This is a genomic window from Chloroflexota bacterium (assembly GCA_026706485.1).
Taxonomy (GTDB): Bacteria; Chloroflexota; UBA11872; order UBA11872; family UBA11872; genus JAJECS01.
Window position 1 is genome coordinate 79,222 of record JAPOYR010000003.1, and the last position, 20,506, is coordinate 99,727.

Genomic DNA, 20,506 nt, shown 5'->3' on the forward strand with positions numbered 1-20,506 from the left:
CGGAGCCGTAAATTGCGCCGACCGCAGGCCAGTCTTGTTCCGTCATTCCGGCAGAGCATGTCCCAGCGCAGGCGGGGAGCCGGAATCCAGCCCTATCCCACCTGCGGCCGAATCAAGGGCGCTGGCGGGCTATCCCGGACGACGGGTCGCCATGCCGACACCCGATTGCAAGACGACCCACCAACAGTCAACAGTTTTGGGTTGCAAGAAAAGAAACGCGGCGCACCGTGCACGGCGCGCCGCACCTAGCCAGCTAACCGACTAGGGTGGTCAAATACATCTTCTGAACACACCCTGTTCCTGTCAATGCTAGTTGCCGAGTTGTCGGAGATCCGGCCGTTCCTCGTTAGGCGTCCGACTCTGTGCCCGCAATGACGATCAAGCGATCTTGTGCGGACCAGCGTGCCGGATGATCCGAGCGGCCGATCTCTTGCCGTGCCAAGCCAGGCTTCGCCCGCGTGACACACTAGGCGCCGGCATCCGGCACGAGACTCGCACCTGAGCCCATGGCCTCGCTGAAGCTCGCACTGGTGACCGACCAGCAGGCCGATCATGTGCATCGCGCCCTCCAAGACCTGGCCCGCGGACTCACCGACGCCTTTGCCAGTCCAATTCCCGGTGATGCGGAAGACCAGCTCAAGTCCCACCTGCGACCATTCGTCGAGGCTGCGGCCACGGCTCTCGGGAGTCGCGACGTCGTTGTGAAGACTGAGTCCCGCGTCGCCGCCGTTCGCGGCCGGCCCGACTTCGGCGTTGGTCGGGTCAGCGGTCTCACCGGACACATCGAGTTGAAAGCCCCCGGCCGCGGGGCCAATCCAAACCGATATACCGGTCGAGACGGCCGGCAGTGGGACAAATTCAAGAGCCTCCCCAACCTCATCTATACCGACGGCCACGAGTGGACGTTGTTCCACAGCGGCAAGCGCATCGACGGCGCACGGCTCAGCGGGGACCTGACGACCGATGGTCCGAGCACAGTCGCACTGTCTGACGCCCGGCAGCTCGGCGACCTGCTGCAGACCTTCTTCAGCTGGCAGCCAATCGCCCCCGCCACGCCTAAGCGTTTGGCCGAAACCCTGGCCCCGCTAGCCCGCCTGCTGCGGCGCGACGTGCTGGAGGCGCTAAGGGACTCGAACTCAGCCATCTCTCAGTTGCGGAGGGACTGGCGATCGGTCCTTTTCGCCAACGCCGACTCGAACCAGTTCGCCGACGCATATGCCCAAACGCTGACCTATGCCCTGCTGCTTGCCCGGCTCGGCGGCCTCGACACCGCGGGCGCCAATATCGCGCAGGACACGCTCCGCGAGCGCGGCCATACCCTGCTGGCAGACGTGCTGCGTACATTGGCCCATCCTCAGGCACAAGACGAGACCGAGACCTCCGTCAAGCTGCTGGAGCGCGTCATCGGCGCGGTCGACGTCGACCGGCTGCGCCGCGGCGGAGCCGATCCCTGGCTCTACTTCTACGAAGACTTCCTGGCCGAGTACGACCCCAAGCTGCGAAATGACCGCGGCGTCTACTACACCCCGGTCCAGGTCGTCCGGGCGCAGGTTCGCTTGGTGGGCGAACTGCTGAGGCGGCGCTTCGGCAAGGAGTTGACGTACGCCGACGACGGCGTGGTCACGCTGGACCCTGCCGCCGGAACCGGCAGTTATCCCCTGGCAGTGATTGAGCATGCCCTGACCGCCGTCGCTGACCGAATGGGCAATGGCGCGGTCCCCGGCCATGCCTCGGCGATGGCCCGCAACGTCCACGCCTTCGAGCTGTTGGTCGGGCCATACTCTGTGGCCCATCTGCACGTGTCGGAGCGCATCGAGGCCCATGGCGGCGCGCTGCCCAACGACGGCGCCCATGTGTATCTCACCGATACCCTCGAATCGCCCCACGCCGCGACGCCCGGCCTGATGCCGCTTTCGCTGCGCACGTTGGGTGACGAGCACGAGCGTGCCAGGCGGATCAAGGCCGAGACTCCCATTCTGGTCTGCCTGGGCAATCCACCCTACGACCGGCAGCAGATTGACCTCGGCGACGAGGAAACGCAGCAAAAGGGTGGCTGGGTGCGCTTTCGTCTAGCCGACGCCGAGGAAGCGGCGCGCCCGCTGCTGGACGACTTTCTTGATCCGGCTCGGCACGCCGGCGCGAGCGTGCACCTCAAGAACCTCTACAACGACTATGTCTACTTCTGGCGCTGGGCGCTGTGGAAAGTCTTCGATAGCACGCAAGGCCCCGGCATCGTCTCATTCATCACCGCCGCCTCCTACTTGCGTGGGCCGGGGTTCGTGGGGATGCGCGAAGTCATGCGGCGCACCTTCGACGAGCTCTGGATCCTCGACCTGGAAGGCGATTCGCTGGGCGCGCGCAAGACCGAAAACGTCTTCGCCATCCGCACCCCGGTGGCCATCGCCGTCGGGATACGACGCGGCATTCCAAAGCCCGACCAGCCGGCAGTGGTCCGATACGCACGCCTGAGCGGCTCCGCTGACCAGAAGCTAGCGCGGCTGGATCGGGTGCACGGTTTTGATGATCTCGAATGGCAGCCGTGCTTTGACGGTTGGCAACAGCCGCTGCTGCCCCAAGGCAGCGGGAACTACTTCGCTTGGCCGACGCTTTCCAACCTGTTTCCGTGGCAGCAGTCGGGCGTGCAGGCCAAGCGGACATGGCCCATCGCGCCGGATTCAGAGACCTTACAGCGACGCTGGAATGCGATTCTGGTCTCGTCGGATCAGCCTCACGCCTTTCGGGAGACTCGAGACCGGCGCATCGACAAGACCTACGCCGACTTTCGTACGCGCAAGAGTCTCAAGGCGCTTGCAGACCTCGACTCCGATTCCCCATGTCCACCGGTGGAACCGTATGCCTACCGCTCGTTCGACCGGCAGTGGCTGATCGCGGACAGCCGCACGGCCGACTTCATCCGGCCAGTGCTCTGGTACGCGCAAAGCGACCGGCAGGTCTATCTCACCAGTCTGCTCACCGGAGTGCTCGGGCCAGGCCCGGCGGCGACCGTGTCCGCGCATGTCCCAGACTTGCATCACTTTCGTGGCTCGTACGGCGGCAAAGACGTAATTCCCTTCTGGCGCGATGCCGACGTCACCGAGCCGAATGTCACGGCGGGGCTGCTGGAAACGCTAGACCAGGCGCTGGGACGCACAGTCCCTGCCGCTGAGATATTCGCCTACGCCTACGCGCTGCTGGCCTCGCCTGCCTACGTGGACCGCTTCAGCGAAGAGCTCACCGTCCCCGGCCCGCGATTGCCTCTCACCAAGGATCCCGAGCTATTCCAGCGCGCCGCCACGCTGGGTGCCGAGCTCATCTGGCGGCACACCTATTGTCAACGATTCACTGGCCCTGGCCGAGGCTATGGAACAGTCCCTCAAGGAACCGCCCGCTGCGAGAATCCAGTCGGCGAGAGCCTGGATGACTACCCCAGAGGCTTCGAATACCACGCTACTACGCAAACCCTGATGGTCGGCCCCGGCCGCTTCGAGCCGGTCCACCCGCGGGTCTGGGAGTTCTCCGTCTCCGGCTTTAGGGTCGTTCGCTCCTGGCTCCGCTACCGCATGCGCCAAGGCGCCGGACACCAGTCCTCACCTCTCGACGCAATCCGCCCCACCCTCTGGACCGCCCAATTCACCGACGAGCTACTCGAGCTTCTCTGGACTCTCGAAGCTACCCTGGACCACTACCCAGCCCTCGCGGACCTCCTCGACGCCATCACCGCCGGCCCCACCTTCACCGCCGACGAGCTTCCTCAACCATCCAACCAGCAACGCCAAGCGCCCAAGATCGACCGCGAATCATCACGCGGCAGCGAGTACGCCCAGTCGGGCATGGAGTAGGGCAGTGGCCGCGAACTCATGTCGCGACAAGAGTGCTCCCGGAACTGTCTAGTGCCGGGATGAGCCAATGCCAGTAGACTTAGGTGCCTGCACGAGAGCGACCCTCTCGCACGGGTAAGTTAGTGGAGGGCCGGGGTATCGAACCCCGCAAGCCTCGGTACCAACCCGCGCTCGGGACCACTCCGCCCCCCATGAAGCGATTTAGACCGGAGGTCGTTGCCGCGACCTCCGGTCTTGCTTAGTGCCCTGCCTCCTTTTCCAGGAGCCGCTCAATGCGGTCCATAAGTGCATCCTGCTCATGATCGGGCGAGCCGACTTGGCCGATGAGCTTGCGAACGTATTCCAACCGAACCTGCTCAACTGAACTCGGCGGCGACGGTGCCTCCGAGGTTGGCGGACTCTCACTCGCCTCATCAGCGTCCTCGTGGTTGTCTTGCCCTCCGATGTCTGGCGGATCTTCGTCGTCCTGAATCAACGGCCTGATGAGGTGCGAGCGACCGCCTCGGGCCTCGAAGAAGTGAGCCTGTTCGGCCGAATCCATCAGGATTCGAAGAACCTTCTGCGTCTGTGCATCGGGAATGCCGTGCTCATTCCGTAGATGGTTCTGCATCCCAGAGTCGGGCGGTAGCTGCATGCCCTTGAATTGCTCGTAAACCTTGCGAAATATAGGAATGTTCAGGAATGCCTCAACGCGGGCAGCTTTCGCGTCTTGTGGGTACGTGGGAGCTACGACACGTTCGCCGAGCGGCGTTGTGGAGAGGTCATTGCCACGCCCCTCAATGACCCCAAAGAGACGCGCGGCCGCAAGACGCATATTGAACGTCCCGCTCTTACTCGACTTGTAGAGGAGGAACGACGCGAGGTGATCTCGGTTTGTCCGACCACCCCCCTCATTGCGAATGGCTTCTGCGACCCTGATTGACGAGTCGAGGTCGAAAGCCGGGAATTGGCCTCGCGGCGCCGCTGCCTGCCGCGCTCCGGCCCCCGTCTCTTTCTTGTCTACTGCCCTGTCGGCCATTTTACTGCCTCCGTACGGTATGGTGCCTGCGGCACCGGGAGTATATACGGTCGGGAAACGTAGTTGCAATTACCGGAGAATATTACCATACAAACTGCCGGCCGCGAGTAGAGCATAGCATCTTCCGTAGGTGGGTTGTGGCGCAAGCGATGCTGGCCGGTTCGAGGATTTCCGTACTTCGGTTGAATGGAGCGAGCCTCAACTAGGGCATTCCCGCTAGTGAATCGAACGGCCGGTCGTACGGCCAGGTCCTATTTGACTGGAGGTCACGGAACCACCTCTCATTCCGCCACAGCACCTCGTGCCAGTCGGGTCGGCGGGGCTCAACGCCGTGCTCCTGGATCAAGTGCCAGACGACCTGTTCCAGCGTGATCCGCCGCGTCGGGAGATGCAGCCGCGGGAACGGCTTTCCGAGTGCGTAGCCCGCCGGTGCGGCGTGCACATGCAAGTGACAGCGTGGATAGCCCGACTGTGAGTTTCGCTCATAGTGGTATTCGAAGACCGGGCGCGGGTCGTCTAGGTCGGCGCCAGCTTGGTAGGTGAACGTGGCGGCCGTCGTTTCAAGTCGCGTGGGGTTTCGGGTCACTTGGAGCGCCATCTGCACGTTCAGATACATCCCGTTGCTGAGTGGCACTGGCCGGCCGAGATAGGGGGGCCGCGCCACTCGGTAGCCAACGACCAGCACCCCGGAGCCACCCGGCCACGCATGGCCGAGTTCAGCCGCTGCGACAAGCCTGTAGACCTCGCGGATGCGAAGCAGGAAGTCTCCGGCGGCCCGCTGGGTGCTAGGTCTCGCTCGGTTCGGCAAGGAGATATGCGAGATAGGTCAGCGAGCGAAACACCGGATCGCCGTGGTATTGCTCCGGTGGATCCCGGTAGATCGCGAGAAACTCGTCGCCGGTCAGCTTCAAGAGGCGCTGGGCTTCTTTGTCCAACTCCTCCCGAATCTCCTCACGCGTCACTTGCACGTGCTCGTACTCATCCGGCAGCCAATCGGGCCGCCCATTGACGGATGTGGTCATGGCTCGGCGAACCCTCTCGAAAACACGCGCGCTGCGTGCACATTAGCAGGCTCGCATCTGCCCGGCGCAGGCGCCAAGCGCCGTGCGTTCGGTTCGTTCCTAGGCGAGTTGGGGGTGGATTCCCGCCTCCGCGGGAATGACCGAGGGGGCGCGGAAATGGCACACGATGTGTCACGGACGCGGCCATCGTGACCCGCAATCGGCCCTGCGGCTTGGCGGGGATTCCCAGGGCGGCGACACTGGGGAGCCGAGACTTGCCGGGAGAAGGCACATGGCGGTGATTGCCGACGCCGAGATTGCGCAGCGGCTCCTCGACCATCCGGGATGGGCGTATCGGGACGGCGCGCTGGTGAAGAAGTTCGAGTTGCCCGGGTTCATGGACGTGGTGCGGCTGGTCACCGACGTGGCCGGTCCGGCCGAGGCCGCCGACCATCATCCGGACATGTTCATCAACTATCGCCGGATTACCTTCACGCTGGTCACGCACGATGCGGGCGGGGTGACGGAGAAGGACTTTGCACTGCTGGAGGAGATCGAGCAGGCCGCAGCGGGATAGGCCGGAGCCGGTCGTCTCGATGCCGTGGCTCGTCGCCGCGTGTCTCGCCATCACGCTGGCGCTGACGCCGCTGGCCGCGTGCGGGATGTCCGTGGGCGATGAGCAATCCACCTGGGGCGGCCAGGGACCCGCGCCGCTCGTGGCGACGCCGACGGCGGAATCGTCCGGCGATGGGAAGGCCCCTTAGGCAACGCCTGCGCGGCACGGGCGGTTCGCGAACCGCCCCTACTCCAGGAGTACGGCGCGCCTTCTGGTTCGACCAGGCTGGACTCGCTCGATTTACAAACGAAGCGCAACACCTGCTAAGGGTCCGGTCTGGCGGCAGGTATACGGAGCGTCCCATTTCGTTCGGAGTCGAAGTTAAACGCCGAACGTGTATAAAAACCCCCGACTCCAAGGTGTAGCGACCGGGTGCGGCGCCTACGGCGCGTGCCCACATTGGTCGTTTTTCCGGCTCTGATACGGAGTCCAAGCAGCCTGAGGCGCCGTGCCTCTTCCCCGCCCCTTGGATTCCTCGCCTGCGGCTCGGAATGACAGGAAGGGGGAGGGACCGAGACTAGGATTCCTAGCGCGCGCCTCCGGCCACGCGGCCGCGGGCCATGACGAAGTACTGGTCGGTGGTGGCGACCTCGACCCGGTCGCAGACCAGGCCGAACAGAAACCGCAGGTCGATCGGCGACCAATAGATCTTCCAGATGTCGTAGGCGCTGCCGTCCTTGAGGTTGCGGCGCTGCTGCTGGACCCTCGGCCCCACCACTCGCTGGCCTTGATGGCCGCTGGTGCGGCTTTGGGCCGAATCGAGCAGCCAGAGCTCACCGCCCGGCCGCACCACGCGCCGCGCCTCGCGCATGAACTCGACGGCCCGGCTCACCGGCACGTGGCTGAGCCAGAAGCCGAAGAAGCAGGCATCGACGGCGCCCTCGGCGACCGGTAGGCGATAGGCGTCGGCCCGGCAGCGCTCGACGGCGTCCGAGGGACCGGCGAGGCGTCGCGCGCAGGCGATCATCTCGGGGGCGTAGTCGGTGGCGATCACGCGATTGCGGGGCGCCAGGCGCCGGGTCCACCAGCCGGTGCCCGCGGCCACTTCCAGGACCGAGGAGTTCTGGAGCGGCTCGATGAATCGCTCCATCTCGCCGACCTCGCGATGCCACGCGGCGTCGGCCTCGGGGCTGTGCTGGTAGCTGCCGCGACGCCGATACCAGTCCTCGAACTCATCGGCGCGGGCGCGGTAGTAGTCGCGCGTCTCGGCCTCGACCTGCGCGACATCGCGGGAGGGCATCTCGGACTAGCGCCCAGTCGCCAGCTCAGCCGCCACGTCGCAGATTACGTCGGCTGCGTAGCGCACGTCGGCCTCGCTGACCTGGTGATGCGTGACGGCGCGAACGCTCGGGGTGCCCTCGAAACCTATCAGGCGAACGCCGCGAGCCTCGGCGCGTTGGGCGAACTCGACCGCCGTCGCCATGACCGGGTCCACGTCGAAGAAGACGATGTTGGTTTCGAGGTCGTCCAGCTCGACCGTGAGGCCGGGCGCATTGCTCACGATCTCGGCCAAGAGTCGCGCGTTGGCGTGGTCCTGCGGGAGCTTGGGCGGGGTCTCCTCGAGGGCGACGAGGCCCGCCGCCGCGATCACGCCCGCCTGCCGCATGCCGCCGCCCAGCATCTTGCGGACGCGCCGAGCCTCATGGATGAAGGCCTCGGAGCCGACCAGGACGGATCCGACAGGCGCGCCGAGCCCCTTGGAAAGGCAGAACTGCACGCTGTCGGCCTCCCTGGTGAGGTCGCTGACCGGCGTGCCGAGCGCCGCCGCGGCATTGAAGATGCGCGCGCCGTCCACGTGGACCAGCAGGCCGTGCGCGCGAGCGGCGCGGCCGATCTCGGCCATGTTCTCGGGGGTGATGTAGACGCCCCCCGCGCCGTTGTGGGTGTTCTCGACGCAGACCAGGCGCGTCGTGGCCAGGTGCACGTCCCGCGGCTTGACGGCCGACTCGATGAGCTCGGCGGTGAGCACGCCGCGCGGGGCGTGCACGGTGGTCATGGTGACACCCGCCAACGAGGCCCAGCCGCCGACTTCCCACATCACCAGGTGGGCGCGTTCTTCGGCGATCACGTCGTCGCGTGGGCGGCAGTGGGTAATCAGGGCGCAGGCGTTGCCCTGGGTGCCGCTGGTGACGAAGAGCGCGGCCGGCTTGTCGAACAGCTCGGCGACGTATGCCTCGAGCCGGTTGACCGTGGGGTCCTCGCCGGACACGTCGTCGCCCACCACGGCTTCGGCCATGGCCCGGCGCATGGAATCGGTGGGCAGCGTCATGGTGTCGCTGCGCAGCTCGACGGGTTTCCGGGTCATCGGTCCTCGCCTATGCGGCGCCGGGGCTCGGCGACGCTGATCGTAGCTCGCGGGGAGCTAGACCGATTCCAGGTAGCGCGCCAGCTCATCGCGGGCGAACGTGGGCAGGGGATCAGCGGCATCGTCTGACGTGAATGTCGTTCCGGCGTCGCGGTCCACGATCCACCCGATCCGCGCCGCTTCGATGCCCGCGTTCTGGAGCCTGGCGAGTGCGTGACCGGCGGCGGCGGAATCGACCGCGGCCAGGAGGGCGCCGGACGCGATAAGTCCGAGCGGGTCAACGCCCAGAGCGTCGCAGACGGCCCGGCACTCGGGGTAGATGGGAATGGCGTCAGGGTCGATTGACAGCCCCACCTGCGCGGCCTCCGCCAGCTCGTGCAACGCCATGACCACGCCGCCCTCCGTCGGGTCGTGCATGGCGTGCACGGCCGCACGCTCTTGGAGCAGCACTTCGGCCGCCCGGCGCACCGAGATACCCGGTTCGTCGCGCAAGCGGGCGGCAGCGGCGATCACATCCGGCGCCATACCACGCGCCCGGAGCGCCGGCGCGTGATCCTCGGCGAGGATGGCGGTGCCCTCGATGGCGATTCCGCCGGTGAGGATCACCACGTCGCCGACGCGCGCGCCCGAGGTCCGCACGACGCCGTCGCGTGGCACGGTGCCAAGCAGGCATCCAATGGCCAGGGGCCGGTCCAAGCCCACCGTGATCTCCGTGTGCCCGCCGACCAGCGCCACGTCGTGCGCCCTGGCCGCCTGGGCCAGGTCGTCCAGAAGCCGGCGGGCGCCGTCCGCGTCAATGCCTTCCGGCAGCAGCAGCGTGGTCACCAGCCAGCGCGGACGCGCGCCCGTGGTGACGAGGTCGTTTTCGTTGACGGCGAGCAAATCGCGGGCGAGCTGGGCGCTGCCGAAGGTGATCGGGTCGGAGGCGGCGACCAGGAGCTCGTCGCCGCCCAGGTCGAGCACGGCGGCGTCTTCTCCAATGGCCGCGCCGAGGACCACGTCGGGCGGCGGGGCCGGTACCCCGCGCAGGAATTGCCGGAGCAGGTCGGGAGGGAGCTTGCCGGCGAGGAGGTTCACGGGTGACGGATCACTTCGCGGAACCCGTTCGGTCGAAAGATGCCTGCGAGAACTCCGCGCACCCCGTGGTTGGCTGGAGGGTGGATTCCCGCCTCCGCGGGAATGACGGACCTTTACGCAAAGCTCTCGATTCGCGGGAGTGTCGGGCCCGCTGACATCCACTTCCGATTCCCGGCCGACCGGCGTGGGCGCTAGGATTCGACAGGGGGAGCCCATGCGCGATGCCCAACGAACCGGCGCGGGGGGCGCCATGGCGGAGGAGCCCGCGGCGCCGGCGCACGACACCCGCAAGAGCGCACGCCTTCGCGAGGCGCTGGTTCAGAAGCTGTCGCATGAGGCCACGTTACGCGATCCCCGCATCATCGCCGCGCTCCGAGCGGTGCCGCGGCACGTGTTCGTGCCGGAAGCCAGCCTGGAACATTCCTACCAGGACACGGTGGTGCCGGTGAAGTATGCGGACGACGAGTTGCTGAGCACCCTCTCCCAGCCTTCCGCGATCGTGGTGATGCTGGAGCAGTTGCAGGTCGGCGAGGGCATGCGCGTGCTGGAGATCGGCACCGGCACCGGCTACAACGCCGCGCTGCTGGCGGAGTTGGTCGGACCGAACGGCCAGGTGACCACCGTGGACATCGACGAGGACCTCACCCGGCGGGCCCACGAGGCGCTGCGAAGCGTCGGCTACGGGGCCGTGAACGTCCACACCGGCGACGGTTTCGACGGCGCCGCGGAAAGGGCCCCGTACGACCGGATCGAGCTGAGCGCGGCGACGCCGGTCATATCGCCCTCGTGGACCGAACAGCTGGTCGACGGCGGGTTGCTGGTGGGTCCCGTCGACGTCAAGGGGCTGTCATTCCTCACGCCGGCGTTCCGCAAGCACGGGACGCGCCTGGTTGCCGAATCGATGCGCGCGTGCAGCTTCCTGTCGCTGCGCGGGTCCGCCGCGGCCGCGAGCGCCGTTTTTCGATTGCCGGTGCGGCCCAAGCTGCGGTTCGTGTGGGAATCGCCGGACGAGTTTCCCGCCGGTGTGCTGACGCGGGTGTTTCGTCAGAAGCGCCAGGTGCGGGACGAGGTGCCCATTGCCTGGGGAGCGGCGGCCTACGTGCTGCTGACGAACGGCGATGCGTTTGTGACCGAAGCCGGCGACGGCCGGGTGCGCGGCATTGCGCTGCTGGACCGCCAATCCGAGTCGCTGGCGATCATCATGACCTCCAGCGACGGGTGGGGCACGGCGGGCGTGGTGGTTTACGGCGGCGACGGCGCCTACACGCGCCTGGCCGCGTCGATCGATGAATGGGCCAAACGCGGCCGGCCGCCCGTCGAGGCCCTGCAGCTGACCGCGGTGCCCTCCCCGGGGCCCGAGCGACTGGGACCCGGCGAATACCTGGTCCGCAAGCCCTACTACGACCTGATTGCTAGCTACGACACGCCGCGCTAGGGCGCCCGAAACCTCGACGTGGCGGATGGCGGCCGTCGGCGCCGTCCCTCCGCTGCGGGACTGCGCGTCGAACTTCGCCGACTTGCCGCACCTGGCCGTGCTCGACGGTGGCCCGGGCGCCAACGGACGTTGGACCTATCTGGCGGCCGATCCGGCGCGATGCATCTGGTGGGATGCGGACGCCGGCGACGGCTTCGCCGGGCTCACAGCCCTGCGTGGACCCGACGACCGTCACCCGGACTGGCCGGCGCCGTTCAGCGGCGGGGCCATCGGCTACCTGGCCTACGACGCGGTATTCGCCCTGGAGACGCTGCGCGTGCTGCCCGCGCCGGCGCCCGCGGGCTATCTCTGGGCCGGAATCTACGACCGGGTGATCGCGCGGGACGAAGCCACCGGCGAGGGATGGGTGACGGCCACGAACCACGGCGGGCGAGATCCGCGGCAGCTCGTGGACGAGGCCCGCGCGCGGCTCGCGACGCCGCCCGCCAGACCGCGGGAGGTGCGCGCGTCCGGGGTCACCACGAATTTGGACCGCGCGGCCTACGGCCACCGCGTGCGACGAGTCCTGGACTACATCGCGGCGGGCGATTGCTACCAGGTCAACCTGGCGCGCCGCCTGACGCTTCAGTGCCAGGCATCGAGCCTCGACGTGTATCGACAGCTCGTCGATCGGCACCCGGCGCCGTTCGGCGCGCTCATTCGAGCGGGGCCGGTCGACATCGTGAGCGCCTCGCCTGAGCTCTTCATCCGCAGCAACGGCCGGCGGGCGGTGGCGCGTCCCATCAAGGGAACCCGACCTCGGAGCCGGGATCCGGCGGAAGATCGGCGCCGGGCCCGTGCGTTGCGCGTCAGCGCCAAGGACCGCGCCGAGAACGTGATGATCGTGGACGTGATGCGCAACGACTTCGGGCGCGTGTGCACGCCGGGAAGCGTGCGGGCGCCGATCCTGTGGTCGGTGGAGCCGCACCCGACGGTCTGGCAGCTGGTGTCGGTGATTCGAGGCGAGCTGGCCGACGGGACGACGTCGGTCGACCTGCTCCGCGCGTGCGCGCCGAGCGGCTCGGTAACCGGCGCACCGAAGCTGCGCGCCATCGAAATCATCGACGAGCTGGAACCGGAGCGTCGCGGGGTCTACTGCGGGAGCGTGTTCCGGCTCGGGTTCGACGGCGCACTGACCGCCAGCGTGGCCATTCGGACGCTGCAGCTGGCGGACGGGCGCGCCAGCCTGGACGTGGGCGCGGGGATCGTGGCGGATTCAGATCCGGATCTCGAGTTCGACGAGACGTCCGACAAGGCGCGCGGGATCCTGGCCGCGCTTGGGACTCAGGAGTAAGCGCCGCCGCCAGTTACGCATGACGGGCGGGTTAGAAACCCGCCCCTACGTCCGATCGACTTCCTTCATCCTTCGGGAGCGAGTGCCCGTTAGGGGTCGAGATAGCGCGCCTGCACCCAGCCGTCGGGCTCCAACTCGACCCAGATGAGTCCATCCGAGGTTCGCTGTCGGCCGGTGAGCCGCACCTCGGTCTGGAAGAGCAGCACGCGAACGACCGCCTCCCGGACGGAAGGCTGGACCCGGACGTTGAGGCCGTCCTCGGCATTGACTCGACGGATGAGACTCGGCGTTGGGGTGGGCGTCACGGCGGGCGTCGGGGTTGGGGTGGGCGTGGGCGTGACCAGCGGCATCACGGTTGGCGCGCCTTCCGGAGGCGCGACGGCTGGCCGCGGCACGACCGGGGCGCTGACCGCGGGCGACACGGCTACCGCCGACAGGTCGATCGGCGGGCCGGCGAAGAGGAACCGCAGCACGATGATGCCCACCACCGGCACCGCCAGCGTGCCGACGACGCCCAGGGCCACTCCGAGATGGCCCCGCAGCCAGCCTGCCCAGCGCTCCACGCCGCTTCGCCACCTCTCGGCCGAACGTGCCGGCTAACCCTAGCGCACGGCCGGCAGCGGGCCTGATTCGGTGGCCCAGGCGGCGGGCCGCCTGGGAGATTCAGCCGCGACCGGTCCCACGCTGCACGCAGCGCGGGCCACCGAGCCCCTAGACGGCCGGACGGTTCGATGTAGGGACAGCCTTTGTGTCTGCCCTAATCGGCGCCGGCCTTAGTCGGTCTCGGCCTCGGCGCCCGGCCAGGGAGGCCAGTTGCCGAAGGCCTTGGCGGTTCGGCCTGAATAGGCGATGGCCAATGCGCCGCGCGCCTCGTCGCCGATGCCGATGAGCATGCCGTTGGCGCGTCCGCCGGCGCTGATGGCGATGACGCCCTGCGCGTCACCCCCGCTGATGGCGATGATGCCGCTGGCCGAACCCGCGCCGATGGCAACGACGCCGACGGCGTTGAAGAGGCTGACGGCGACCAGGCCGACCGCAACCAGCGGACTCATGGCGAAGGTTCCAACGCCCACCACGTAGGCGAGCGCCGTGCCCTCGACGACCACGCCTTCCATGTCGACGACGCCGAAGGCGCCGAGCAGCAGCACAACGACGGTGGCCACCAGCACGCCCACCGTGGCCAGCCCGGATACACCTCGCGCGACGTTGCCGACGGTTGCCTTGCCTGTTTCTGTCATACGCGCCACCTCCTGCGCCCCAGCGTGCGTCGTGGCCCATCGTTGGTCAAAGGGACTGGTGGGCCGACGCGCCGTTGCAGAAGCGGCGCCCCGCCGCCTACAATCCATGGCCGTCGAAGGACGGTGTCCGCACGGTGCCAAAGCTGGTGCCGCGGGCGGGATCGCGCCCATGCAGCGCTGCCGCTGCTGGGCGTTTTTTGTTTGGTCGAGCGCGGGGCGCCCGGCCAGGGAGGACAAGTCGAAATGGCAGACGCCTCACAAGCCGATCTGATCCAGGCGGCGCTTCGCAAAGCGCGGGACGCCGACTGCCGCATCGTGGACGTTCGCTTCACCGATATTCCGGGCACGTGGCAGCACTTCTCCATTCCGCTGGACAAGCTGGATGAGGACGTGTTCACCGAAGGGCTCGGATTCGACGGATCGAGCGTGCGGGGATTCCAGCAGATCCATGAAAGCGACATGCTGGTGATGCCCGACCCCACGACGGCGTTCGTGGACCCCACGCTGGAAGTGCCCACGCTGGTGCTCACGGGCAACATCCAGGACCCGGTGACCGGCGAGCCGTACTCGCGCGATCCCCGGCACGTGGCGCAGAAGGCCGAGCGGCACCTCATCGACAGCGGCATCGCGGACGTGAGCTATTGGGGTCCGGAAGCCGAGTTCTTCATCCTCAACAGCGTCCGATTCGACCAAAGCGCCAACGCGGCCTTCTTCTTCATCGACTCCGAGGAGGGCATTTGGAACTCGGGCGCGGACGACGTCCACGCGCCGAACCTGGGGCACCGCCCGCTGCACAAGCGGGGCTATTTCCCCGTCCCGCCCAACGACAAGCTGCAGGACCTGCGCTCGCGGATCACGCTGGAGCTGATGAACGTGGGCATCGATGTCGAGCTGCATCACCACGAGGTGGCCACCGCCGGCCAGGCCGAGATCGACATCCGCTACGGCCCGCTGACCAAGACGGCCGACCAGATGATGCTCTTCAAGTACATCATCAAGAACGTGGCGCGCCAGCACGGCTATACCGTGACGTTCATGCCTAAGCCGATCTTCGGCGACAACGGCTCAGGGATGCACGTGCACCAGAGCCTGTGGAAGGGCGGAGCCAACCTGTTCTATGACGCGGACGGCTACGCGCTGCTGAGCGAGACGGCCCGTCACTACATCGGCGGGCTGCTGCGGCACGCCCCGGCGCTGCTGGCCTTCTGCGCGCCAACCACGAACTCCTACCGGCGGCTGGTGCCGGGGTTCGAGGCGCCGGTGAACCTGGTGTACTCCCAGCGCAATCGCAGCGCGTGCGTGCGCATCCCGGCCTACTCACCGAGCCCGGCCGCGCGGCGCGTCGAGTTTCGCCCGCCGGACCCGAGCGCGAACCCGTACCTCGCCTTCGCAGCCATGCTGATGGCCGGCCTGGACGGCATTCGCAACCAGATCGAGCCGCCGGATCCGGTGGACCTCGACCTGTACGACCTGGAGCCCGAGGAGGCGGCGATGGTGCAGTCGGTGCCCGGGTCGCTCTACGAGGTGCTGGACGCGCTGGAAGCCGACAACGCGTTTCTGCGCGAAGGCGGCGTGTTCACGCAGGACCTGATCGACACCTGGCTGGACTACAAGCGCACCGTCGAAGCGGACGAGGTGAACCTGCGGCCGCACCCGTACGAGTTCATGCTCTACTACGACGTGTAGGCGCTCGCAGTGGGCGGTTTAGCCGCCCGCTGAATCCTCCGCATCGTCGTCCGGGAACGCCTGGCCCAGATCGACCAGGGCCTGGGAGTCGTTGGCAGACTGTCGCCGCGCGGCAAGGAGCCGGTTGACGAGCCGCGCCATGCGCCTGGTGCTGACGGGCGGCGGCGCATGCCGCGGCGGCGGGTCGACCGCGTCCACGTGCGCGCCGGCGAGGTCGTCGGGTGCATTGGCGGCGGCTGCCGCGGGCCTGAGCACGCGAAGGGTCGAAATGGCGGCTCCCGGGGGAGCCGCCGTCGGTCCCACGGCGACGCGCACCGTGCGCTCACCGTCCTCGGCGGCAATCACGACCCGCTGCCCGGCCTCTGGCCGAAGGTCGCCGGGGTCGAGCCATAGCAGGGGGCCGTTGTGGCGCAGGCGGACTCCGATGACATGGCGAATCGGCGGCGACGGACCGTCCGTCACCGCGGCGGGCCGTCGGCGGCTGGTCGGAGCGCGAGGTCCTCGAACACCAGCTTGGGGGTGACGTTGTGCTGGATGTGGACCTGGGCGGCGCGGGCCCGCAGCATGCGCGCCACCACGGAGCGGAGCGCCGCTCGCGTCTCGGCCGGCGCGTCGCTTGCGGCGGCGCGCAAGGCGGCGCGGAGTTCCGACGCCTGCGCCCGGCCGATGTGCCCCAACCACCCGTAGGCGCGCTCCGCTTGCTCGAGGGGCCGACCGCGGCCCAGCAGGTCATCCACCGCCATGAAACGCTCGGAGGGCGTCGCGCGCTCGAACGCTTCGGCCTTGGCCTGGCGCTCATCGAATTCCCGCCAGCGACTCGCGTCGCGCGCCATGCCGATCGCCCAGCCGGCGCGTCCACGCGCCGCGGCGGCAATGGCCTCGGCGGTCTCGGCATCGAGCCCGCCTGCGCCAACCAGGTGCGCGGCGATCAGGGCCGCCGGCACGGGCCCCAGGGCGATGTGATGGCAGCGGGACCTCAGAGTTGGCAGCACGCCGGTGGCTTGCTGGGCGATCAGGATGATCACCGCATGCGGCGCCGGCTCTTCGAGCGTCTTCAGCAGGGCATTGGCCGCGGGAACGCTCATCTCTTCGGCAGCGTCGATGATGGCGACGCGCGCCGGGCCGTGCGCCGGCTTGAGGTGAGTCTCGGCGGCAAGCTCGCGCACGCCACGGATTGGGATGTCGCGAAACCCATCGCGACGGCGCAACACGTGCACGTCGAGGTAGGCAGTGTGGACGTAGCCGGCGTCTCGCCGGTCGCGCGGCGGACGGGGATCGTCCACTTCGTCGGGATGGTCCCGCCGAACCGCCGCGTGCCAGAAGGGAGCGTCGGGCCCCACGGCGCGACACAGGCGGCACGTCTGGCACGGCCGCTCGGGCTGCGCGCAGCGCAGCGCCTGCGCCATGCGCGCGGCGAAGGTCCGCCGGCCGCAGCCGGGCACGCCCGTGATGAGGTAGGCATGTCCCAGGCGGCCGGCACAGTGGGCGCCCTGAAACGCCCGCACGGCCCGCTCGTGGCCCAGGAGGCCCCAGGGGCTCATGCCGGAACGGGCACGGTGGCGATGTCCCGGATGCGAATGCCCAGCTCCACCTGCTGGGCGAGGTCAAAGGTGTCGGTATTAAAGATGCTCACGGTGCCGCCGTCGCCGGTGCCGACGACCAGCGTGCGGCGGCCGACATCCACCGCCAGCGCGTGGGGGTTTCCCGCCACGGGCAACAGGAACGCAATGCCCAGGTCAGTTGGGTCCAACGCCGTGATGGTGTCGGCCCACATGTTGGCGACGAGCAGGGCCGATTCGTCCGGCAGCAGCGCCAGCCGATGTACGCCTTCCTCGAGGTCGCGCGCCGCCGAAATCTCCAAGGTGTCGGCGTCGAGCCGGGTCACGCTGCCGTCGCGAAGGCTGGCGACGAACACATTGCCGGCCCTGTCCACGGTGATGGCCTCCGGCCACGACGGCACGTTGACGGACTCTCGCTCCTCGCCGGTGGCGACGTCCACCAGGGCCACGGTCGAGAATGCGCGATTGGCAATGTAGACGGACTCTCCGTCGCCTCGCGGCACCACGTCGCCGACGCCGGCCCGCACCCGCCAGTCGTGCACGATGCGCCGCTCGTCGGGATCGATGACGAAGAGGTGCCCACGGTCGAGGTCGGACCCGGTCACGTAGAGCAGCCCGGAGACTGGGTCAACGGCCATGTCGGCCACGACAAGGCTGGTGGCCGGGGCCCGATCGTTGCCCGCCAGCAACTGCGGCTCGCCGCCATAGAACATCTGCGCGAAGTCCGAATCGAGGGTGACGGTAGCGTGCGCGGTTTCGTGCGGTTCGATCGTGACGGGATTCGGCGACTGGTGGACCGTGATGGGCCCCGCGGCCTCCGCCGTGCGACCGAGGCTTTCGGCACTCGCCGTCATCGCGCTCACCACGTAGGAGCTGCCGGCGATCAGATCGTCGAACACCACGACGCCCGACGCGTCGGTTTCGCGCGCCCGCACCAGGACTTCGCTCCCGCGAACGCTCCACAGCAAGTGGACCACGGCGCTGGCGGGAGGCCGGTCGTCCTCATCGCGCACCTCGACCCGGAGACTGAACGCCAGGGGAATCGGCGCGGCGATGCGACCGGTTCGCACATTGAACACGCGAATCTCGGTGGCCAACTCGTCGGCGACATAGAGGCGGCCGCGCGCGGGATCGGCTGCCAGCGCCCACGCCGCGCCGGCGGCGTTGATTTCCGCGTCCCGCACGGGCGCCAGCGACGGGAGATCGATGACGGCCAGGTTCCCAGACTCCGCCTCGCCGCGTCTGGGGACGCCGCCGACGAACACGGAGCCCGGCGCGGCGGCCGGGAGCACAAACGTCACTTCGCCCGGCGTTTCTACGCCGGCCTCGACCAACGGCGCACGCAGCGTTTCGTAGCCGGCGGCGCGCGCCGTGACCTGATAGGCCACATCGGAGGCCAAGCCCACGAAGCGAGCAAAGCCGTCGGTGCCGGTATGGCCGGCGGCCACCAGCTGACCCTGCAGGCCGCGAACCTCAACGAGGGTCCCCGGCAGCGGAGCGCGCGAGGCATCGGCCAGCACCTCAACATCGAGCTGGCCGGGAGCGGGCTCAACCAGGAAGGTCGTGCGGCCCTCGCCGGCCGGCTCGCCGCCGCGATAGGCCGCGGAGCCGAGGAACTCGATCTGCGTGCCCGGCAGCAGCGGCACGGTGGTCGGCAGCTGGGTCTCGATGGTGAAGGTCCCGGCGCGAGAGACGACGACCTCGCCCACATAGACGCCCGGCAACGGCTGCTCGACGGTCTCGATTTCCCCGCCAAAGGTGATCTGCGGCCGCGCGACCTGCACGACCATCTCCAGTCGCACCAGGGTGCCCTCCTCCCAGCGGCTGCCGCGGATGGTCAGCTCGCTGCCCGGAGGCCCGCTTTCCGGCTCGACACGCATCGCCGGCCCACTCTGGTCGACGAGCGGGAAGTCGCCGGTAACCGCCGAGCCGTAGAGACCGAGCGCCAGAATGATGATGACCGGCAGCAGCGCGATGGACGCCAGAACGGCGGCGATGGTGACGGCGCGACCGGTGGGCATACACGAACTCCGGGCCCGGCGGCCTACCTGACCGGGCGTCGCCATCCTCGCGGCCTCCGCCCAGATGCCTGACGTGCAGCGTCCGCGAGGATCCGGTAAGCCAACCGGGGATGCGCGGAATTGTAAGCCGCCGGCCGCCGGCCCACCCGGCGGCTAGCCGCGCGCGGTGAAGCAGCCGCTGCGGCGGGGTATGACGATTCGCCCGTGCGCATCCGCCGCGGCCGTGAGGCCGGCGCGCATGTGGGGCGCGAGGACGTCCGCCAGTCGTTCGCGATCGGCAGGCGGCATCCGATCCGGTGCGCCGCGCGCGAAGAGTCCGGCGCGGTAGACCGCAAGCGCCTGCGCCACGGAGTCGAACACCAGCGGGTCATCCCGCCAGCGCACCGACACATCGGCGAAGACGCGGCGCAGTTGGTCGGCGCCGTTCTCGAGCGTGAAGCGCTGGCGCGCGGTGGGGGCGAGGGCGCGCGCGGCCATGGCCTCCTGGCCGGCGCTGCGGCAGGCGTCCGCGTGCAGGTCCAGGAGGCGACGACCGGACCGGGCGCTGTTGGTGGCGGCGAGCAGCATGCCGCTCCGCGACAGCACGCGGCGGATCTCCCGCAGCCAGGGGGTGAGATCACTCGGGTAGTAGAGCACGTGACCCGCCACAACCAGATCAAACGATCCGCCGGGGTGCGGCAGGCGCGAAATGTCGGCCCGGGCTGCATCGACTCCGGTAAACGACCCGGTGGCGCGTACGGCATCACGGTCGAGATCAACGGCGGTTACCAGCGCGTGGGGCGCCAGCCGCCGACGCAGCGCCGCGGTCCGCGTCCCGTTGCCGCAGCCGGCGTCGAGCGCCGCATAGACCGCGTGCGGATCGACGGGCGCCAGCATCCAGGCGGAGTAGTCGCCGTCGCCAGGGCTCGGGCCGCAGGAGGAACGCATGAGAGCGCCAGCTGCCGTGCTAGGCGGCAAAGCGTCCCTCGACCGGGCCGCTTGTGATAAAATGAACAAGCCGCACGACGCGTGCATTCCTCCCCAACGACGGCTGTCACGCAGTGTGGCAGTTCACCAGGGCGCGGCCAGGCGCGACGACTTCCGCTCGCAGCCGGCGCAGAAAGGCATGGAGGCCGGTGCTCGTTCTCTCCCGTAAAGCCACCGAGACGATCGTCGTGGACGACGCCATCGAGGTAACCGTGCTGGAAATTCTTGGCGACCGCGTGAAGATTGGCATCAACGCTCCCCGTGACGTGCCGATCGTGCGGCAGGAGTTGCTGCAGCAAGCCCGCGACAATCATCGTGCCGCCGTACCGCCGGCGGAGTCGCCGTCTGCGACGACCGAACGCGACGCTTGACGCAGATCCGCGCCCGTTGACTCGCTCTTCTTCCCTCCGGA

General features: G+C 68.4%; 19 protein-coding genes. 7 read left to right on the plus strand and 12 right to left on the minus strand.

Annotated features, from left to right (window positions below; genetic code table 11):
* Positions 1–506 precede the first annotated feature (506 nt).
* The gene (locus tag OXG79_02415) at positions 507–3,839 is read left to right on the plus strand and encodes a DNA methyltransferase (GenBank protein ID MCY3782619.1); all 3,333 of its coding nucleotides are present in this window, start codon (positions 507–509) and stop codon (positions 3,837–3,839) included.
* A 238-nt stretch (positions 3,840–4,077) separates the two neighbouring features.
* Here the strand turns inward: OXG79_02415 and OXG79_02420 are convergent, their stop codons facing one another.
* The 3 genes from OXG79_02420 to OXG79_02430 form a co-directional block, all read right to left on the minus strand.
* A complete protein-coding gene (locus tag OXG79_02420; GenBank protein MCY3782620.1) occupies positions 4,078–4,857 on the minus strand; it encodes a hypothetical protein in 780 nt (259 codons plus the stop codon).
* 202 nt (positions 4,858–5,059) lie between these two features.
* Positions 5,060–5,491 carry a hypothetical protein gene (locus OXG79_02425; protein ID MCY3782621.1) on the minus strand — a complete coding sequence of 144 codons (432 nt, stop codon included), beginning with the start codon at positions 5,489–5,491 and terminating at the stop codon, positions 5,060–5,062.
* A gap of 151 nt (positions 5,492–5,642) precedes the next feature.
* Positions 5,643–5,879, minus strand: a complete 237-nt coding sequence (locus OXG79_02430) for a hypothetical protein (protein ID MCY3782622.1) — start codon at positions 5,877–5,879, stop codon at positions 5,643–5,645.
* 271 nt (positions 5,880–6,150) lie between these two features.
* On the opposite strand from OXG79_02430, the gene OXG79_02435 reads away from it, so the two are divergent.
* Together OXG79_02435 and OXG79_02440 are read left to right on the plus strand one after the other, a co-directional pair.
* Positions 6,151–6,435, plus strand: coding sequence for a 4a-hydroxytetrahydrobiopterin dehydratase (locus OXG79_02435; protein ID MCY3782623.1), 285 nt, complete (start codon positions 6,151–6,153; stop codon positions 6,433–6,435).
* 19 nt (positions 6,436–6,454) lie between these two features.
* Positions 6,455–6,622, plus strand: coding sequence for a hypothetical protein (locus OXG79_02440; GenBank protein MCY3782624.1), 168 nt, complete (start codon positions 6,455–6,457; stop codon positions 6,620–6,622).
* Between the two features lie 378 nt (positions 6,623–7,000).
* On the opposite strand, the gene OXG79_02445 is transcribed toward OXG79_02440, so the two are convergent.
* The 3 genes from OXG79_02445 to OXG79_02455 are packed head-to-tail and all read right to left on the minus strand — an operon-like array spanning position 7,001 to position 9,856.
* On the minus strand, positions 7,001–7,714 hold the full coding sequence (locus OXG79_02445) for a class I SAM-dependent methyltransferase (GenBank protein ID MCY3782625.1): 714 nt from the start codon (positions 7,712–7,714) through the stop codon (positions 7,001–7,003).
* A 6-nt stretch (positions 7,715–7,720) separates the two neighbouring features.
* Complete coding sequence (locus tag OXG79_02450; GenBank protein ID MCY3782626.1) at positions 7,721–8,779, minus strand: aminotransferase class I/II-fold pyridoxal phosphate-dependent enzyme; 1,059 nt, start codon at positions 8,777–8,779, stop codon at positions 7,721–7,723.
* A 57-nt stretch (positions 8,780–8,836) separates the two neighbouring features.
* Positions 8,837–9,856, minus strand: a complete 1,020-nt coding sequence (locus OXG79_02455; GenBank protein ID MCY3782627.1) for an AIR synthase family protein — start codon at positions 9,854–9,856, stop codon at positions 8,837–8,839.
* Positions 9,857–10,070: 214 nt separating this feature from the next.
* Here OXG79_02455 and OXG79_02460 point away from each other — a divergent pair, with 214 nt between their 5' ends.
* On the plus strand, positions 10,071–11,291 hold the full coding sequence (locus OXG79_02460) for a methyltransferase domain-containing protein (protein ID MCY3782628.1): 1,221 nt from the start codon (positions 10,071–10,073) through the stop codon (positions 11,289–11,291).
* 25 nt (positions 11,292–11,316) lie between these two features.
* Positions 11,317–12,624 (plus strand): aminodeoxychorismate synthase component I, encoded by a 1,308-nt coding sequence (gene pabB, locus OXG79_02465; GenBank protein MCY3782629.1) that lies wholly within the window; start codon positions 11,317–11,319, stop codon positions 12,622–12,624.
* An 89-nt stretch (positions 12,625–12,713) separates the two neighbouring features.
* Here pabB and OXG79_02470 read toward each other — a convergent pair whose 3' ends face one another.
* Positions 12,714–13,187 carry an SH3 domain-containing protein gene (locus OXG79_02470; protein ID MCY3782630.1) on the minus strand — a complete coding sequence of 158 codons (474 nt, stop codon included), beginning with the start codon at positions 13,185–13,187 and terminating at the stop codon, positions 12,714–12,716.
* Positions 13,188–13,397: 210 nt separating this feature from the next.
* Positions 13,398–13,862: a hypothetical protein gene (locus OXG79_02475; GenBank protein MCY3782631.1), complete on the minus strand. Its 465-nt coding sequence runs from the start codon at positions 13,860–13,862 to the stop codon at positions 13,398–13,400.
* A gap of 243 nt (positions 13,863–14,105) precedes the next feature.
* On the opposite strand from OXG79_02475, the gene glnA reads away from it, so the two are divergent.
* Positions 14,106–15,548 (plus strand): type I glutamate--ammonia ligase, encoded by a 1,443-nt coding sequence (glnA, locus tag OXG79_02480; protein ID MCY3782632.1) that lies wholly within the window; start codon positions 14,106–14,108, stop codon positions 15,546–15,548.
* A gap of 18 nt (positions 15,549–15,566) precedes the next feature.
* Here glnA and OXG79_02485 read toward each other — a convergent pair whose 3' ends face one another.
* From OXG79_02485 to OXG79_02500, 4 genes are all read right to left on the minus strand, one after another.
* A complete protein-coding gene (locus OXG79_02485; protein MCY3782633.1) occupies positions 15,567–16,010 on the minus strand; it encodes a hypothetical protein in 444 nt (147 codons plus the stop codon).
* Positions 16,007–17,089 (minus strand): hypothetical protein, encoded by a 1,083-nt coding sequence (locus tag OXG79_02490; GenBank protein MCY3782634.1) that lies wholly within the window; start codon positions 17,087–17,089, stop codon positions 16,007–16,009. Before OXG79_02490 ends, OXG79_02485 begins: the two co-directional genes overlap by 4 nt.
* Positions 17,086–19,128, minus strand: coding sequence for a carboxypeptidase regulatory-like domain-containing protein (locus tag OXG79_02495; GenBank protein MCY3782635.1), 2,043 nt, complete (start codon positions 19,126–19,128; stop codon positions 17,086–17,088). Before OXG79_02495 ends, OXG79_02490 begins: the two co-directional genes overlap by 4 nt.
* Before the next feature lie 153 nt (positions 19,129–19,281).
* Positions 19,282–20,055: a class I SAM-dependent methyltransferase gene (locus OXG79_02500; protein ID MCY3782636.1), complete on the minus strand. Its 774-nt coding sequence runs from the start codon at positions 20,053–20,055 to the stop codon at positions 19,282–19,284.
* 188 nt (positions 20,056–20,243) lie between these two features.
* Here OXG79_02500 and csrA point away from each other — a divergent pair, with 188 nt between their 5' ends.
* Positions 20,244–20,465, plus strand: a complete 222-nt coding sequence (gene csrA / locus OXG79_02505) for a carbon storage regulator CsrA (GenBank protein ID MCY3782637.1) — start codon at positions 20,244–20,246, stop codon at positions 20,463–20,465.
* The last annotated feature ends 41 nt before the right edge of the window (positions 20,466–20,506 follow it).

What these genes read in the sequence shown, in the direction of transcription:
- OXG79_02415 (MCY3782619.1), top strand. Translation starts at nt 507, where the DNA reads ATGGCCTCGCTGAAGCTCGCACTGGTGACCGACCAGCAGGCCGATCAT.
- OXG79_02420 (MCY3782620.1), bottom strand. Translation starts at nt 4,857, where the DNA reads ATGGCCGACAGGGCAGTAGACAAGAAAGAGACGGGGGCCGGAGCGCGG.
- OXG79_02430 (MCY3782622.1), bottom strand. Translation starts at nt 5,879, where the DNA reads ATGACCACATCCGTCAATGGGCGGCCCGATTGGCTGCCGGATGAGTAC.
- OXG79_02435 (MCY3782623.1), top strand. Translation starts at nt 6,151, where the DNA reads ATGGCGGTGATTGCCGACGCCGAGATTGCGCAGCGGCTCCTCGACCAT.
- OXG79_02440 (MCY3782624.1), top strand. Translation starts at nt 6,455, where the DNA reads ATGCCGTGGCTCGTCGCCGCGTGTCTCGCCATCACGCTGGCGCTGACG.
- OXG79_02445 (MCY3782625.1), bottom strand. Translation starts at nt 7,714, where the DNA reads ATGCCCTCCCGCGATGTCGCGCAGGTCGAGGCCGAGACGCGCGACTAC.
- OXG79_02450 (MCY3782626.1), bottom strand. Translation starts at nt 8,779, where the DNA reads ATGACCCGGAAACCCGTCGAGCTGCGCAGCGACACCATGACGCTGCCC.
- OXG79_02460 (MCY3782628.1), top strand. Translation starts at nt 10,071, where the DNA reads ATGCGCGATGCCCAACGAACCGGCGCGGGGGGCGCCATGGCGGAGGAG.
- pabB (MCY3782629.1), top strand. Translation starts at nt 11,317, where the DNA reads ATGGCGGCCGTCGGCGCCGTCCCTCCGCTGCGGGACTGCGCGTCGAAC.
- OXG79_02475 (MCY3782631.1), bottom strand. Translation starts at nt 13,862, where the DNA reads ATGACAGAAACAGGCAAGGCAACCGTCGGCAACGTCGCGCGAGGTGTA.
- glnA (MCY3782632.1), top strand. Translation starts at nt 14,106, where the DNA reads ATGGCAGACGCCTCACAAGCCGATCTGATCCAGGCGGCGCTTCGCAAA.
- OXG79_02490 (MCY3782634.1), bottom strand. Translation starts at nt 17,089, where the DNA reads ATGAGCCCCTGGGGCCTCCTGGGCCACGAGCGGGCCGTGCGGGCGTTT.
- OXG79_02495 (MCY3782635.1), bottom strand. Translation starts at nt 19,128, where the DNA reads ATGCCCACCGGTCGCGCCGTCACCATCGCCGCCGTTCTGGCGTCCATC.
- OXG79_02500 (MCY3782636.1), bottom strand. Translation starts at nt 20,055, where the DNA reads ATGCGTTCCTCCTGCGGCCCGAGCCCTGGCGACGGCGACTACTCCGCC.